The 14,089-nt window shown below is 60.0% G+C and carries 17 protein-coding genes; 8 read left to right on the plus strand and 9 right to left on the minus strand.

Translation table 11 applies throughout. The annotated features are described in order from the left end of the window. Positions 1–19: 19 nt before the first annotated feature. From flhA to SJY13_RS13805, 4 genes are read left to right on the plus strand one after another with little or no spacing between them, the layout of a single operon-like run. On the plus strand, positions 20–2,047 hold the full coding sequence (flhA, locus tag SJY13_RS13790) for a flagellar biosynthesis protein FlhA (protein ID WP_377193653.1): 2,028 nt from the start codon (positions 20–22) through the stop codon (positions 2,045–2,047). After that, on the plus strand, positions 2,044–2,817 hold the full coding sequence (locus tag SJY13_RS13795; protein ID WP_377191511.1) for a flagellar biosynthetic protein FliR: 774 nt from the start codon (positions 2,044–2,046) through the stop codon (positions 2,815–2,817). Before flhA ends, SJY13_RS13795 begins: the two co-directional genes overlap by 4 nt. Further along, the gene (gene flhB / locus SJY13_RS13800; RefSeq protein ID WP_377191513.1) at positions 2,814–3,902 is read left to right on the plus strand and encodes a flagellar type III secretion system protein FlhB; all 1,089 of its coding nucleotides are present in this window, start codon (positions 2,814–2,816) and stop codon (positions 3,900–3,902) included. Before SJY13_RS13795 ends, flhB begins: the two co-directional genes overlap by 4 nt. Next, complete coding sequence (locus SJY13_RS13805) at positions 3,899–4,285, plus strand: hypothetical protein (protein WP_377191515.1); 387 nt, start codon at positions 3,899–3,901, stop codon at positions 4,283–4,285. Before flhB ends, SJY13_RS13805 begins: the two co-directional genes overlap by 4 nt. Positions 4,286–4,311: 26 nt before the next feature. Here SJY13_RS13805 and SJY13_RS13810 read toward each other — a convergent pair whose 3' ends face one another. Genes SJY13_RS13810 through SJY13_RS13850 form a run of 9 tightly spaced genes read right to left on the minus strand, consistent with a single transcriptional unit; the run spans position 4,312 to position 8,863 of the window. After that, a complete protein-coding gene (locus SJY13_RS13810) occupies positions 4,312–4,824 on the minus strand; it encodes a flagellar basal body-associated protein FliL (RefSeq protein WP_377191517.1) in 513 nt (170 codons plus the stop codon). A 9-nt stretch (positions 4,825–4,833) separates the two neighbouring features. Next, positions 4,834–5,565: a flagellar basal body L-ring protein FlgH gene (gene flgH / locus SJY13_RS13815; protein WP_377191519.1), complete on the minus strand. Its 732-nt coding sequence runs from the start codon at positions 5,563–5,565 to the stop codon at positions 4,834–4,836. Further along, positions 5,565–5,981, minus strand: a complete 417-nt coding sequence (gene flgA, locus SJY13_RS13820) for a flagellar basal body P-ring formation chaperone FlgA (RefSeq protein WP_377191521.1) — start codon at positions 5,979–5,981, stop codon at positions 5,565–5,567. The genes flgH and flgA overlap by 1 nt, the downstream gene beginning before the upstream one ends. Next, positions 5,981–6,766, minus strand: coding sequence for a flagellar basal-body rod protein FlgG (gene flgG / locus SJY13_RS13825; RefSeq protein ID WP_377191523.1), 786 nt, complete (start codon positions 6,764–6,766; stop codon positions 5,981–5,983). Before flgG ends, flgA begins: the two co-directional genes overlap by 1 nt. A 21-nt stretch (positions 6,767–6,787) precedes the next feature. After that, positions 6,788–7,498: a flagellar hook-basal body complex protein gene (locus SJY13_RS13830; RefSeq protein WP_377191525.1), complete on the minus strand. Its 711-nt coding sequence runs from the start codon at positions 7,496–7,498 to the stop codon at positions 6,788–6,790. Continuing rightward, positions 7,498–7,770 carry a flagellar biosynthetic protein FliQ gene (locus SJY13_RS13835; protein ID WP_377191527.1) on the minus strand — a complete coding sequence of 91 codons (273 nt, stop codon included), beginning with the start codon at positions 7,768–7,770 and terminating at the stop codon, positions 7,498–7,500. Before SJY13_RS13835 ends, SJY13_RS13830 begins: the two co-directional genes overlap by 1 nt. A gap of 4 nt (positions 7,771–7,774) precedes the next feature. Beyond that, positions 7,775–8,065: a flagellar hook-basal body complex protein FliE gene (fliE, locus tag SJY13_RS13840; protein WP_377191529.1), complete on the minus strand. Its 291-nt coding sequence runs from the start codon at positions 8,063–8,065 to the stop codon at positions 7,775–7,777. An 11-nt stretch (positions 8,066–8,076) separates the two neighbouring features. Next, positions 8,077–8,463, minus strand: a complete 387-nt coding sequence (gene flgC / locus SJY13_RS13845) for a flagellar basal body rod protein FlgC (protein WP_377191531.1) — start codon at positions 8,461–8,463, stop codon at positions 8,077–8,079. Between the two features lie 13 nt (positions 8,464–8,476). Continuing rightward, positions 8,477–8,863: a FlgB family protein gene (locus SJY13_RS13850; protein WP_377191533.1), complete on the minus strand. Its 387-nt coding sequence runs from the start codon at positions 8,861–8,863 to the stop codon at positions 8,477–8,479. Positions 8,864–8,950: 87 nt separating this feature from the next. Between SJY13_RS13850 and SJY13_RS13855 the strand changes: the two genes are divergently transcribed. From SJY13_RS13855 to flgK, 4 genes are all read left to right on the plus strand, one after another. Continuing rightward, positions 8,951–10,288, plus strand: coding sequence for a FliI/YscN family ATPase (locus SJY13_RS13855; RefSeq protein ID WP_377191535.1), 1,338 nt, complete (start codon positions 8,951–8,953; stop codon positions 10,286–10,288). A gap of 85 nt (positions 10,289–10,373) precedes the next feature. Beyond that, positions 10,374–11,210: a flagellar motor protein MotB gene (locus tag SJY13_RS13860; protein WP_377191537.1), complete on the plus strand. Its 837-nt coding sequence runs from the start codon at positions 10,374–10,376 to the stop codon at positions 11,208–11,210. Positions 11,211–11,308: 98 nt separating this feature from the next. Further along, complete coding sequence (locus tag SJY13_RS13865) at positions 11,309–12,604, plus strand: flagellar hook protein FlgE (protein ID WP_377191539.1); 1,296 nt, start codon at positions 11,309–11,311, stop codon at positions 12,602–12,604. 33 nt (positions 12,605–12,637) lie between these two features. Continuing rightward, positions 12,638–14,089, plus strand: a complete 1,452-nt coding sequence (gene flgK / locus SJY13_RS13870; protein ID WP_377191541.1) for a flagellar hook-associated protein FlgK — start codon at positions 12,638–12,640, stop codon at positions 14,087–14,089.

The raw sequence follows: 14,089 nt of genomic DNA on the forward strand, positions 1-14,089 counted from the left end.
TTTGCTGGCGTTGGCGCTGATGACGGTCATCGTGATGATGATCCTGCCGATGCCCGCTTGGGTGCTGGATATGGGCCTTGCCACATCCTTTGCGCTGGCGATCCTGATCTTCACGCTGACGCTGTTCATCGAACGGCCGCTGGATTTTTCGTCCTTTCCGACGATCCTGCTGGCCTCGCTGATGTTGCGGCTGTCGCTGAATGTCTCGTCGACCAAGCTGATCATCGGACAGGGGCATACCGGCCCTAACGCCGCCGGGGATGTGATCGAAGGCTTTGCAGAGTTTGTCATGGGCGGCAGCGTCTTTCTGGGGCTGGTTGTGTTTGGCGTGCTGCTGATCGTGAACTTCATGGTCATCACCAAAGGTGCTGCGCGTATGGCCGAAGTCGGCGCGCGCTTTGCGTTGGACGGGATGCCCGGCAAGCAGCTGGCCATCGACAGCGACATGTCCGCCGGGGCCATCGACCACCAGCAAGCCAAGGAACGGCGCGAACGGGAACAGCAAGAGACGACCTTCTTCGGTTCGCTGGACGGGGCATCGAAGTTCGTCAAAGGAGATGCAGTGGCCGGCTTGCTGATCACACTGCTGAATCTTGTGATGGGTCTGATCATGGGAGTGATCGTGCACGGGTTGCCGATTTCCGCGGCGTTTGAGACCTATGCCATCCTGACCGTTGGCGATGGGCTGGTGTCGCAGATCCCAGCCGTCATCATCTCGATTGCTTCTGCGCTGTTGCTGGCGCGTGGCGGCACGCAAGGGGCGACCGACAGCGCCATCTTCTCGCAGCTGGGACGGCATCCGGCAGCGCTGGGAACTGTGGCCATGCTGATGGTGCTGTTCGCACTGGTTCCCGGACTGCCTTTCCTGCCCTTCATTCTGGGTGCGGCTGTGCTGGGCTATGCCGCTTACACGGTGCAGCGCAAACAAAAGGCAGAAGAGGTCGAGGCCCTCACCCAGCCCCCTCAGGACGACAGCCCAGTCAGCCAGGCAATCGGGGACATTCTGGATCTGGACGACGTGCATCTGGAGTTCGCCCCCGATCTGGTCAGCATGGTCCTGAACCCCGGCACCGGACTGGACGCACGCATCGCCAATATGCGGACCTATGTCGCCTCCAGCTTTGGTTTGATCCTGCCGGATATCCGCCTGACTGACCGGGCCGATCTGCCTATGGGCACCTATGTGGTCAAGGTGCAGGGGGTTGAACAGGCGCGCGGCGTTCTGAACCCAGATCTGGTGCTGGCACTGGTACAGGATGGCGATGACATGCTGCCAGAGGGCAACGACGTAACCGAACCGGTTTATGGCGCCCCTGCCCGCTGGATCCTGCCCAAACATCAGGAAGAGGCGGCGCTGAGCGGTGCCACCATAGTTTCTCCGCCCGAAATTCTGGCCACGCATTTGCTGGAGATCATCAAACAGAACTTCTCCCGCCTGCTGACGCTGAAATCCCTGCGTCGCCTGCTGTCCGAGATGACCCGCCTCAGCGATTCTATCCGGGCTGAGGCAAACCGCAAGCTGCTGGATGAGCTGGTCCCCGACAAAGTGCCGATTGACACGCTGCATGCGGTGCTGCGCCTGCTGCTGGACGAACGCGTCTCGATCCGCAACATGGCGCTGATCCTGGAAAGCGTGGCCGAGGCGCGCCTGACCACAACTCAACCCGAAGGTATTTGTGAGCTGGTCCGCCAGCGGCTGGGCTTCCAGCTGGTGGCCGACATGAAGCGTGAGGACGGCTCGATCCCCCTGATCCAGTTGGCCCCGGAGTGGGAAGACACGTTTGTCACCTATCAGATCGATGCGCCCAGCGCCGGGCTAGACGTTGCGCTGCCACCAAATCTGTTCAACAAGCTGGCCGACGGGGTTGTCGACAGTGTCGCACAATCCGCCGATCACGGGCTGTTTCCGGCGGTCGTCACCTCGACCCGACGGCGCAGGCTGCTGCGCACGATCATGCATGCGCGCGGTGTGTCCAACCCTGTGCTGTCGTTTGAGGAAATCGGGCTTGAGGCGCGCCCGGCACTGGTTGGAACAGTGCCCGCATGATCGCTCTGCCACCCGAGCTTTTGCCCCAGTTGGGCGAAGGTCTGTGGCATCTCTTTGCCGTGTTCCTGCGCATCTCGGCCCTAGTGTCACTGTTGCCTGCTTTTGGCGAACGCAGCGTTCCGACCTGCGTCAAACTTGGCATCGCTTTTGCCTTTACGCTGGTCGTGACGCCAGCGGTGCAACCTTTGGGCATGGGCCCTGGCCTGCTTCCGATGGCGCGGATGGTATTAACCGAAGTTCTGATCGGCATGGTCCTTGGCATGGGGTTGCGGCTGTTTGTACTGGCGCTGCAAACCGCCGGGTCCATCGCAGCGCAGGCGACATCGCTGTCACAAATTCTGGGCGGCGCTGCTGCGGATCCGGTGCCTGCCATGGGGTACCTCCTGACCCTTGCAGGCCTTACGCTGGCCGTCCTGCTTGGCCTGCATATCCGGGTCGCGCAATTTCTGATCCACAGCTATGCGCTATTTCCGATGGGCGCGGCCCCGCTGACGCCGAACCTCTCGCAATGGGGGGTACAGCAGATCGCGCACAGCTTTTATCTGGCCTTCGCGCTGGCTATGCCTTTCGTCATCGCCTCGCTGATCTACAATCTTGCGCTTGGGGTGATCAACCGGGCGATGCCACAGCTGATGGTGGCCTTTGTCGGTGCCCCGGCCATCACCTTTGCAGGCCTGTTTTTACTATTTGCTGGCACGCCCCTGATCCTGTCGGTCTGGTCGGACGCCCTGTTCGGCTTCATGCTGAACCCACTTGAGGATCCAAGATGAGCGGGTCGGACGACGACAGTGACAAGTCCTATGAGCCGACGCCCCAAAAGCTCCTGAAAGCGCGGGAAAAGGGCGAGGTTGCAAAATCCACCGACCTGTCTGTCGTCGCGGACTATGCGGGGTTTCTGCTGGCCCTGCTGGCTGCCGGACAATTCGGCGTACAGCAATTGGGAACTCTGTTTGTGGTTTTGATCGACCAGTCGGACGAGATCGGTCATCTGTTGACCAATGGTCCGGCCGCCAGCCCATTGGGGGGGATGCTGAAGGCGGCGCTTCTGTCTGTCGCGGTTCTGTTTGCTTTGCCAGCCGCCGCCGTCTTGCTCAGCCTGATTGCTCAACGCGCGCTGATATTTGCGCCAAGCAAACTGAAACCCAAGGCGTCGCGTATCTCGATCCCTTCGAATGCAAAAAACAAGTTCGGCCGCGGCGGGCTGTTCGAGTTCGCCAAAAGCTTTGTCAAACTGGCGATCTATGGCACCTGCCTGACGCTGTTTCTGCGATCCAACCTCAACGAAATCCTTTCGGCCAGTGCAGCACCGGCGCGATCCTCAATCCTGTTGATGATGAACCTGTTGTTTCGCTTCCTGTTCATTGTCATTGCCGTGGCACTGGCAATCGGAGCGGTAGACTACCTTTGGCAACATGCCGAGCACATCCGCAAGAATCGGATGTCGCGCAAGGAAATTCAGGACGAAACCAAAGATGCTGAGGGCGATCCCCATGTGAAGCAACAACGGCGTGCCCGCGCACAGGATATCGCGACCAATCAGATGATGGCGGACGTTCCCAAAGCTGATGTCGTCATCGTCAACCCGACACATTTCGCAGTGGCCCTGAAATGGGCCAGGACCGCGGGCTCTGCCCCTGTTTGTGTCGCCAAGGGTGTCGACGAGGTTGCAGCGGCGATCCGCGCCAGCGCGTCCGAGGCCGGCGTTCCGATCCACTCCGACCCGCCAACAGCCCGCGCCCTACACGCGGCGGTCGAGATTGGACAAGAGGTGGCCGAGGAACACTATCGCCCCGTCGCAGCCGCGATCCGCTTTGCGGAAGCAATGCGGAAACGGGCAAAGGGGCAGATCAGATGAAAAAGGTCCGATTTTCAGATCTTGAAAAGATCACCGAGGCTGCGTTCCAAAAGGAATACGACACGTTGCGCCCGCTACTTGAGGCCGAAGCCCGGGTTCAGCAACAGCTGGCCCGTCTGGATGCACAGGCCCGTCAGTGCCGTCAGGACAGCGCTGCCGCCGATGGCTACCGTGTTACCGGGACCGACGTCCTGTGGAACGGACGGGAGTCCGCCACGCGCCGCCAATTGAACACGGAGCTCGCCCAATTGAGAGCGCAAAAACTGTCTGCGATGGACGCATTGCGCGAGGCATTTGGCCGAAAACAAGCAGTTACGACCCTGTCGGCCGACCAAAAAGCAGCGCGCAAGCGCATGCTACACAAGAGATTCTCTTCCTTTTAAGCGGACCTTTTGCAGGATCGAGGATGTTAAACGTCTTGGCGATTGACACTCATGATCAAAACCTCGGACACGTCATCTCCCAGATCCTTGCGCGCCGTTTCCAGCAAAGCCTTGCGCAGCATCTTCAGGGTGTCGGACTCGGTGAAGGCGCCGTCAAAACCGCCCGTGTTGGCGTGATCGAACATGACCTGCAAGAACCCATCCCTCAGCTTGGGTTCAATCGCATAAAACGCTTCGGTCATGCCTGGGGTTATCTCCAGGCTCAGGGACATGGTGACCAGAGCTTCGATCCGGTCGGAATCCACGACCGGAACCACAAATTGCTTGGTCAGCTTCAGATACTCGTACTCGCTCTGCCCATCTTTTTTTGCGACCTTGTCTGACTTCGATTTAGCAGGCTTTTTCTTTGCCTTGTCCGGATCAGCCGCGGCGGCAGATTTCTCTTTCGGCTCACCCTTAGGGGCCAGAAAAACTCCGGCCCCGATGCCGCCCCCAAGGCCGATCAGCAGGAAAATGACAGGTATCAGTTTCTTGATCATCTCTACTCCTCAGAACGGTAAAACTGCATCCAGGACCTGCTGGCCGTAGCGCGGCTGCTGCACGTCCGTGATCTGGCCGCGTCCCCCGTATGACACCCGCGCCGAAGCGATTTTGTCATAGGTAATCTCATTCTGGCGCGAAATATCCTGCGGCCGCACATAGCCCGTGACCAACAGCTCTCGCAGTTCGAAATTGACGCGCAACTCCTGCGAGCCCGAGATCGAGAGCACGCCGTTGGGCAACACATCGATCACTGTCGCAGCAACTCTCAGGGTCAGTTTTTCCTTCCGCTTCACCGATCCTTCGCCCTTGCTTTCGGACGAGGAATTGATCGCCACAGCCTCATCCAGTGTCGCGCCATCTGGCAATCGTTCAGCGGCGCGTTGCGGCAAGCCGAAAAGCCCCACAATGCCCAGGCTTTCCGAACCGGATCGGGAACGTTCGGTGTCATTCGATATCTCGGCCTTTTCGTCCAGCTCGATCACCACGGTCATGATATCGCCCTTCTTGATGGCCCGCTGATCGCCCAGCAACGAATGCTGCCCCCCACTCCAGAGTGAGGACCTGTCGACATTGCGTTGGGGTTGTGTGTGCAACGGCAGGCCGGGCCACAGCATGGCGACATGTTCCGGCGAATCCTCGTTCGGAGTAAAGCTGGGTGGTTTGCCCAGGTGATCCACACGGCCACAGGCGGACAAACCAAGAGCCGTAAGCAGTAGCGATTTTGATAATCCTGACATCATTTTACCTCGATTTGGCCGTCTGGCCGAACAAAACCTGAGACGGTTGTGCGCGACGACAAGTTCATGACCCGAATGCGATCCCCAACCGCGCCGCGACCCAGAGCTCGGCCTTCGGCTGTGATCGACAAAGGGCGGCGGTCAAAAACTAGAACAACCAAATCGTTGCGATCCACCAGCGCCGGAGGGCCTATGTCGCCCTGACGAATAGGGCGACCGGGATAGAGAGCCACGCGGGCCTCCTGGCCGATCAGAGTTTCGGGGTTGGCCACGGCGCCTGGCACTTGCTGGGGTTTTATGCCCAGATCGGCGGCCGTAATGACTTCTTTGGCGCGAATGGTGCGCGTGGGCACGACAATATCGGCCTGAACGGACAGCGGTGCCAGCAAAGCCAGCGACATAAACAAGACCCGCATCACCGCACCTGCGTTGTCGCGCCCATCATCTGGTCGACGGCGGATATGACCTTGGCATTCATCTCGTAGCCGCGCTGCGCTTCGATCAGCTCGGTCACCTCGCGGACAGCGTCGACCGAACTGTCCTCAAGATAGCCCTGCCGCAACGTGCCCAGCCCGTCTTCGCCGGGTGTCCCGACAACCGGCGCACCCGAGGCCTCGGTCTCTTTGAACAAGTTGCTGCCCATGGCTTCCAGCCCCTTGGCATTGGAAAAGCTGGCCAGGGTAAACTCGCCCAGCAACTGCGCTTCGGCGCTGTCATCGAAATAAGCGTATACCTCGCCTGAGGCATTGATCGAAATCGAACGCGCATCGTCGGGGATGGTGATTTCCGGGGCTACGGCAAAGCCGTCAGAGGTCACGATCAAACCTTCGGCGGATCGTTTCAAACTGCCGTCACGGGTAAAGCCAGACTGGCCATTGGGCAAGGTCACCTCAAGATATCCACGCCCGTCGATGGCCACATCCAGATCGCTGCCGGTGGCCGACAAAGCGCCTTGTGCCAGTTGTACGGTCACCGCTGCCGGCCGCACCCCCAAGCCCAGCTGGATACCCGTAGGCAGCACCGTCCCATCATTGGCATTCACCGTCCCGGCCCGCGCCATCTGCTGATAATGCAGGTCCACAAACTCGGCCCGACGCGCGTTGTAGCCAGTGGTGTTCATGTTCGCCAGGTTGTTCGAGATCGTCTCAACCCGCATCTGTTGCGCGATCATGCCCGTCGCTGCGATTTTCAATGCCCGCATGTCAAAATCTCCTTCAATAGTTCAGCGCAACAGCGCCTTGAGCGCTTCGCGCACGCGTTGATCTTCGGTCTCCAGAAAGCTCTGACCCAGCTCATAGGCGCGCTGGATTTCGACCAGCCGCGTCACCTGTCCAATGGCATTGACGTTCGAACCTTCGAGAAATCGGTGCAGGACCACCGGGTTATCCACCGGAGCCACGTCGCCGTCGGCCCTAAACTGCGTGCTGCCTTCGCGCACCAAGGTCTTGGGATCCGCCACGTGATAGATACCGATCTGGCCCAGCAATTGCCCCTCAATGCTGAGCGTACCGTCGCCACCCACATCGATCGAAGCCGCATCCGGTGGGATGAACACCGGCGCCCCGTTCACATCCAGCACCCGGTGCCCGTCCATTGTGACCAGATCGCCCTCGGCACTGGGGGAAAAGGCACCCGCACGTGTCAGCCGATTGCCCGTAGGGGTCTCGACCATGAAAAACCCGTCACCCTCGATGGCAAAGTCGAATTGGCCGCCCGTTTCGGTCAACAGGCCTTGCTGCAACGAGGTATTCCTCGCCTCGGCCCGGCTCATCGACAGGGACGGATTGCCCGGCATGTCGCGAACAAACTCGGAAAACACCAACCCTTGCTGGCGATATCCGGTGGTGTTGGCATTGGCGATGTTATTCGCCACCAGCCGCATTTCATTCATCAGTCCGGATTGACGGGACAGGGTGACATAGGCGGTATCCATCAACGACCTCCTGCGATCAGTGGGATGAGGGTTGTGGTGAAGAACGTCACCAACGTCTGGGTCATGAAGCCCATGGAAACCCAGAACACGACGACGATGGCGATCAGCTTGGGCACGAAGGTCAGCGTCATTTCCTGCACCGAGGTCAGCGCCTGGAACAGGCCGACAACCAGGCCCGACACCAGCGCCACCGCCAGTATCGGAACCGAGGTGATGACCGCGACCCACAGCGCCTGACGCACGATGTCATAGAAGAGACCTTCGCTCAGCATGGGGTCAGACCGGCATCCGCAGGATTTCCTGATAAGCCTCGACCACCTTGTTGCGGACAATCACCGCCGTTTCCACGGCCAGTTCGGTCTGTGCCAATGCCTGTACCAGCGCGTGCGGGTCCGCCTGCCCGATCATGGCGGCCTGCGATATCTGCTCGCTGTGTTTCAACGTTGCGGCAAAGTCCTGAAAACCGGATCGCAGCCCCTGCGCCATTTCGGCGTGATCAGGATCGGCCTGCGTTGCAGGGCGGGCAAACGCGTAATTCTGCGCGGCATTCAATGATCGGATATCCATTCTGGTGTCCTTTATTTCCGGAGGAGTTCCATCAGGCTCGACGACATCTGACGTGTCTGGTCGAACATCTTGAGGTTGGCTTCGTAGCTGCGCTGCGCTTCGCGCGCGTCGGCAATTTCGATCATCAGATCGACATTCGAGCCAGGGTAATGACCGCTGTCATCGGCCATAGGATGGCTGGGGTCATGAATGCGCGATAACGCGCGGCGGTCGAGCTTGACCTGCCCGGCCTGCACTGTCTCGCGCCCGCCTTTCTCAACGGCTTCAAACGGTACGGTCTTGCGGCGATAGCCGGGTGTGTCGGCGTTCGAGATATTCTCGGACACATGTCGAAGCCGCGCAGATTGCGCCTGCAACGCGCTGGCCGAGGCGGCAAGGGAATGGGAAAAATCGCTCATCTATTTGGTCTCCTTAAGCCCGGCCCAGACTGCTGCGCAGCACGTTCATCGAGGATTTGTAGATGGCCAACGCCCGATCATGCTGGCGTTTAGCCTCAACCGCCCTGAGCATTTCTTCTTCGATAGAAACGCCGTTGCCATTGGGATCGCCTGCGGGTTTCACCTCAACCTCGGCCCAGGGCTGCGCGCCGGACCCGCCGAACAGATGGCCCTGCCGCGTGGCGGTCATCGCGACCTCACGTCCGGAATTTTCGAGAGCTTTCTGAAAGGCCTCGATATCGCGGGGCTGGTAGCCCGGAGTATCTGCATTGGCCATGTTGCGCGAGATGACAGCCTGCCGTTGTCCAGCGTGGGTTGCCATTGCGTACGCGGTCTTAAAGACGTTCAGGTCATCGAACATCGGGGCTTCTCCCTCGATCAATTTCAATCAAGGCTTAACCCCGATTCCTTTAGAAAGCGTTTGCAGAAACCTGTTGGAGACCCCATCATGTCCGATCTCGACCCGTTGCTTCTGAAATGCGAATTCGACCGTCTGTCCGCCACGCGTCACATGGGCCGTGTTGCGGGCGTGGCGCGTGGTGTCATTGAAATACAGGGGCTTGCGGGGCAGGCGCGCATCGGTGATCACCTGACCCTGCGGCGGCGCAGCGGGCCGGAATTGCCGGGTGAGGTACTGCATGTCGAGGCAGAGATGGTTCACATGATGCCGACAGCGGCCCCCGATGGCGTCTGTCTGGGCGATCGGGTGATTCTGAACCAAACGCCCGCCTTTGCGCCAGGCCCGCACTGGATGGGGCGCGTATTTGATCCGTTTGGCAAACCGTTGGATGGCAAACCCCTGCTGGCCGGGGCGCAGGCACGGGATATCATGCAGGCGCCACCCGCCGCTGTCGCGCGCAAACCACTGGGCGCGCGGATGGAGACCGGGCTGGCGATGCTCAACACCATGTTGCCCGTGGTACAAGGGCAGCGGATCGGACTGTTTGCCGGCTCGGGCGTTGGCAAATCCACCTTGTTGGCGACATTGGCGCGGTCCATGCAGGCAGATGCGGTGGTCGTCGCGCTGGTCGGGGAACGAGGGCGCGAGGTGAATGAGTTCGTCGAACACGCGCTGGGGGCTGATGGCATGAAGCGCGCGGTTGTTGTGGCCGCCACCTCGGACCAGTCGGCCCTGGCGCGCCGGCGTTGCGCGTGGTCGGCAATGTCGGTGGCAGAGTATCTGCGCGATCAGGGGTTGAACGTCCTCTACCTTGCGGATTCGGTCACACGCTTTGCCGAAGCGCATCGCGAAATCGCCGTTGCCATGGGCGAGACATCCTCGCTTCGGGGGTTTCCACCGTCGGTCACGCCTCTGATTGCCGGTCTGTGCGAACGGGCAGGCCCCGGAACCGCAGATCAGGGCGATATCACCGCCGTGTTCAGCGTGTTGGTGGCTGGGTCTGACATGGACGAACCTGTCGCCGATATCCTGCGCGGTGTTCTGGACGGCCACATCGTGCTGAACCGCGAGATCGCCGAACGCGGGCGGTTCCCGGCCATCGACCTCAGCCGGTCCGTCTCTCGCAGCTTGCCGGCTGCGGCGTCGGACGAGGAAAACCAGATGATTGCCGAGGCGCGCAGGCTGGTGGGCAGCTATGAGCAATCCGAGGTAATGATCAAGGCGGGCCTGTATTCCGAAGGCGCGGACCCGCTGCTGGATCAGGCGGTACGTGTCCATGAGGACCTGGACGCGTTCTTCGGTAAGGTCGAACCGGACGGGGTAAAAAACAGTTTCAACCACCTGAAACTGATTTTACGGCGGATAAACGCCCACCAGCCCCATTAGAGAAGTCCGGACAGTTTTAAGTGTTAAACCCACCTTAAGACCTGCGCGGCTATCCCGGTAGTTGGGTGATAAAAAGGTGGTGGAGATGGGTGCGCAAACCAATGCGGCGCCAATCATCATCAAGAGGAAACGTGTGTCGGGTGGTGATGGTCACCACGGTGGCGCGTGGAAAGTCGCATATGCAGACTTTGTCACGGCCATGATGGCGTTCTTCATGTTGATGTGGCTATTGAATGCAACGACGGAAACGCAGCGCAAAGGGTTGGCGGATTACTTCTCGCCGACGATTCCGGTGAACCCGGTTTCAGGCGGCGGGGAGGGCGCTTTTGGCGGCAACAACATGTTTTCCGAACAGACCATGGTGATGGACGGCTCGGGCGCCGCGAAACGGCATCCGATGATCGCCAGACGGGCGCGGGGCTCGGTTGGCGTAAACCCGGATGGTGGCAAGAAAAAGTCCGCGGATTTTTCCACGCTTGAGGCGCAGCTTCTGGGACGCACCGGCGAGAGCATGGTTTCAGACAAGGTCCTCAAACATATCGTCACGCGCGTCACCGACGAAGGTCTGGTGGTCGAGCTGTTCGATACCGACGATCAACCCCTGTTCGAATCGGGCACGGGTGATCCGACCCCAATGATGCGGGCGCTGGCGCTACTGGTGGCACGGTCCTCGGATCTGGTGACAAATGCCGTAGCCGTAGAAGGACATGTCCGCGCATCACCGGTCGTGCTGGTCCGCGACCCGTCCTGGGATCTGTCGACAGCGCGTGCGCAAGTGGTGCGCCAGATGCTGCAGGACAAGGGCGTCGCCAAGCCTCGGTTGGACCGTGTCACCGGCCATGCCGACCGGAAACTGTCCAGTGAAAACCCGATGGCTGCCCGGAACAACAGGATCGAGATTATCTTCCTGCGCAACTCGTGACGGCGAAAGGTTAGAACGCATTTTACCTGTTAGCGCGCTGTTAAGGCCCGGCACGTTAGCTGTTGCATCAACGATTGACGCAACAGAAGGGCGTGCCAATGACTATTTCTTCTTCGCTGAAAGCCGGTGTGGCCGCATTGAAGGCCAACGCCAACCGACTGGCCACCATTTCAGACAACATCGCCAATTCGTCCACCTTTGGCTACAAACGGGTTGAGACGGATTTTCATTCCATGGTGACGTCCGGCCAGGGCGGCAGCTATTCGGCAGGTGGCGTCAGAACCACCAGTCAGCGTCTGATAGACCAGCGCGGGTCCCTGGTCACCACCAACAATTCAACCGATCTGGCCGTGCGCGGCCGGGGTATGCTTCCCGTACGCCCCAGCTCGCAAATCGCTGGCGGCTCGAACGAAATGCTGCTGACCACCACGGGGTCGTTTCGCACGAATGAAGAAGGATACCTGGTCACAGAATTGGGGCTTGTCCTGCTGGGATGGCGCGCCAACTCGGACGGGTCATTTCCACCGGTTCCGCGCGACACGCCCGCAGCCCTGGAAGCCATTCAGCTGAGTGTAAACCAGCTGTCAGGCGCCCCGACCACGCAGATGAACCTGCGCATGAACCTGCCTGCGACAGCCACCGATGCCGGGGCATCAGGGAACACGCAACCGCTTTCGGTCGAGTATTTTGACAATCTGGGCAAATCCGAAAGCGTCGATATCGAGCTTGTGCCAACTGTTCCCGCAACCGGGTCCAGCAATGAGTGGACCATGATCCTGCGCGACTCGGCCTCGGGCGGGGCGGTGATCGGAGAGTACACGCTCACCTTCACCGATAGCCGCACAGCGGGAGGCACCTTGGCCAGCGTCGCTACGGTTTCTGGCGGGGCGTTTGATCCGGCCACCGGTAGTGTTGTCGTAACTGTTGCTGGCGGCCCGATGGAGATCAATATCGGTCAGATCGGCGACAAGGACGGAATCACGCAATTGTCCGACACGTTCGCGCCGGTGTCGATTACGCGCGACGGCTCGGCCGTCGGAACCATGACCAGTGTTCAGGTCGACGAAAACGGCTATGTCTACGCGTTTTATGATACTGGCGTCAGTCGCCGTATGTTCCAGATTCCTCTGGCTGATGTGCCAAACCCCAATGGCCTGACAGCACTGGACAGCCAGACCTATGCGCCATCGCGGGAAAGCGGCACGTTCTTCCTGTGGAACGCAGGCGAAGGTCCGACGGGGGATTTGATTTCCTTTGCGCGCGAGGAATCCACCACCGATGTGGCTACTGAGCTGACCTCGATGATTCAGACTCAACGCGCTTACTCTTCCAGCGCCAAGGTGATCCAAACCGTGGATGAGATGCTTCAGGAAACAACCAATATCAAACGCTGATTTGAGATCTGACCCAGGAAGGGGACCTGCCTCATGAATATGTCGACAGCATTGAACAACGCTCTCAGCGGATTGACTGCTGCCAGCCGCGGTGCATCGGTTGTGTCGGACAATATCGCCAACGCACTGACGCCCGGCTATGCGCGCAGGTCTCTGGAACTGACAACAAACGCGATCACAGGCAATGGCGTGCGTGCGGCCGGTGTGGTCAGACACCAGAATCCGGTTCTGGCCGCAAATCGCCGCACCACCGATGCTGATCTGGCCCATCAAACCGCGCTGTCCGATTTTCATACCCGGCTGGAAGGCCTTGTTGGATCTGCGGATGATGCGACTTCGCTGGCCACGCGTCTGGCGGATTTTGATGGCAGCCTGATTACGGCCGCAAGCCTGCCCAACTCGGCCGAGCGGTTGGATCAGGTCGCCCGCACAGGCCGGGATTTGGCAACGGGCCTGAACGCCGCGTCCGAGGGGCTGCGGCAGGTGCGATCAGACGCGGATCGCGCGATCGGCAAGCAGGTGGATCGCCTGAACCAGACCCTCAAGGATATTGAGGAACTGAATGCCAGGCTGCCAGCGATCAAATATTCGGGCGGCGATATCAACGCGTTGCTGGACCAGCGACAGGTGCTGATCGATCAGGTTAACGAACTGGTGCCGGTGAACGCCGTGCCCCGCGCGAATGATCAGGTTTCACTCTATTCACACGGCGGCTTGATCCTGTTGGAAGGCACCGCCGCGGAATTCTCGTTTACGACAACCGGCGACACCAAACCGCATATGACTGTGGCAAACGGGTTGCTCTCGGGGCTGGAAATGAATGGCAACCCTGTACGCACCAGCGGCGACAGTGCCCAGATCAGGGGCGGCTCGCTGATGGCACAGTTCCAGATCCGGGATGAGCTGGGGGTCGAGGCCCAAACCCATCTGGACACTGTAGCCCGTGACCTGATTGAGCGTTTTGAAACCCCCGGTCTGGACCCGACGGCACTGGCAACCGACCCGGGGGTGTTCACGGATGACGGCAACCGCTTTGACGTGACCGCGCCGGCCGGGCTGGCGTCTCGTATCAGTCTGAACACGGTTGTTGACCCGGATAATGGCGGCGACAGCTGGAAACTGCGGGCCGGGCTAGGGGCACTCGCCCCCGGAGACCCGGGCAACGCCATGCAACTGAGGGCCTTTGGTGCCGTACTAAGTGACGCGCGACCGGTTGCAAGTTCAAGTTTTGGCACCGGCAACATGCGCGCGGCCGACCTAACCGAGGCGCTGCTGTCACAGGTTGGCAGCAATGCGCATACCGCCAGTCAGCGCAAAGCTTTTGCCAGCGGCGCGCAGCTTGAAATGTCCAGGATCGAGGCCGAACAAGGTGTGGACACGGATCAGGAATTGCAGCGGCTGATGCAGATCGAGCAAATATACGCGGCAAATGCGAGGCTCGTCTCGGTCGTGGATGAACTGATGGAAACTCTGCTGAGGTTATGA

Origin of the sequence: Ruegeria meonggei (genome assembly GCF_042768335.1) — a bacterium.
Classification (GTDB): domain Bacteria; phylum Pseudomonadota; class Alphaproteobacteria; order Rhodobacterales; family Rhodobacteraceae; genus Ruegeria; species Ruegeria meonggei.

What these genes read in the sequence shown, in the direction of transcription:
- SJY13_RS13835 (WP_377191527.1), bottom strand. Translation starts at nt 7,770, where the DNA reads ATGCTGAGCGAAGGTCTCTTCTATGACATCGTGCGTCAGGCGCTGTGG.
- flgC (WP_377191531.1), bottom strand. Translation starts at nt 8,463, where the DNA reads ATGAGCGATTTTTCCCATTCCCTTGCCGCCTCGGCCAGCGCGTTGCAG.
- flgH (WP_377191519.1), bottom strand. Translation starts at nt 5,565, where the DNA reads ATGTCAGGATTATCAAAATCGCTACTGCTTACGGCTCTTGGTTTGTCC.
- SJY13_RS13805 (WP_377191515.1), top strand. Translation starts at nt 3,899, where the DNA reads ATGAAAAAGGTCCGATTTTCAGATCTTGAAAAGATCACCGAGGCTGCG.
- SJY13_RS13860 (WP_377191537.1), top strand. Translation starts at nt 10,374, where the DNA reads ATGGGTGCGCAAACCAATGCGGCGCCAATCATCATCAAGAGGAAACGT.
- flhA (WP_377193653.1), top strand. Translation starts at nt 20, where the DNA reads ATGACGGTCATCGTGATGATGATCCTGCCGATGCCCGCTTGGGTGCTG.
- SJY13_RS13830 (WP_377191525.1), bottom strand. Translation starts at nt 7,498, where the DNA reads ATGGATACCGCCTATGTCACCCTGTCCCGTCAATCCGGACTGATGAAT.
- fliE (WP_377191529.1), bottom strand. Translation starts at nt 8,065, where the DNA reads ATGGATATCCGATCATTGAATGCCGCGCAGAATTACGCGTTTGCCCGC.
- flgK (WP_377191541.1), top strand. Translation starts at nt 12,638, where the DNA reads ATGAATATGTCGACAGCATTGAACAACGCTCTCAGCGGATTGACTGCT.
- SJY13_RS13795 (WP_377191511.1), top strand. Translation starts at nt 2,044, where the DNA reads ATGATCGCTCTGCCACCCGAGCTTTTGCCCCAGTTGGGCGAAGGTCTG.
- SJY13_RS13865 (WP_377191539.1), top strand. Translation starts at nt 11,309, where the DNA reads ATGACTATTTCTTCTTCGCTGAAAGCCGGTGTGGCCGCATTGAAGGCC.
- SJY13_RS13810 (WP_377191517.1), bottom strand. Translation starts at nt 4,824, where the DNA reads ATGATCAAGAAACTGATACCTGTCATTTTCCTGCTGATCGGCCTTGGG.
- flhB (WP_377191513.1), top strand. Translation starts at nt 2,814, where the DNA reads ATGAGCGGGTCGGACGACGACAGTGACAAGTCCTATGAGCCGACGCCC.
- flgG (WP_377191523.1), bottom strand. Translation starts at nt 6,766, where the DNA reads ATGCGGGCATTGAAAATCGCAGCGACGGGCATGATCGCGCAACAGATG.
- SJY13_RS13855 (WP_377191535.1), top strand. Translation starts at nt 8,951, where the DNA reads ATGTCCGATCTCGACCCGTTGCTTCTGAAATGCGAATTCGACCGTCTG.
- SJY13_RS13850 (WP_377191533.1), bottom strand. Translation starts at nt 8,863, where the DNA reads ATGTTCGATGACCTGAACGTCTTTAAGACCGCGTACGCAATGGCAACC.
- flgA (WP_377191521.1), bottom strand. Translation starts at nt 5,981, where the DNA reads ATGCGGGTCTTGTTTATGTCGCTGGCTTTGCTGGCACCGCTGTCCGTT.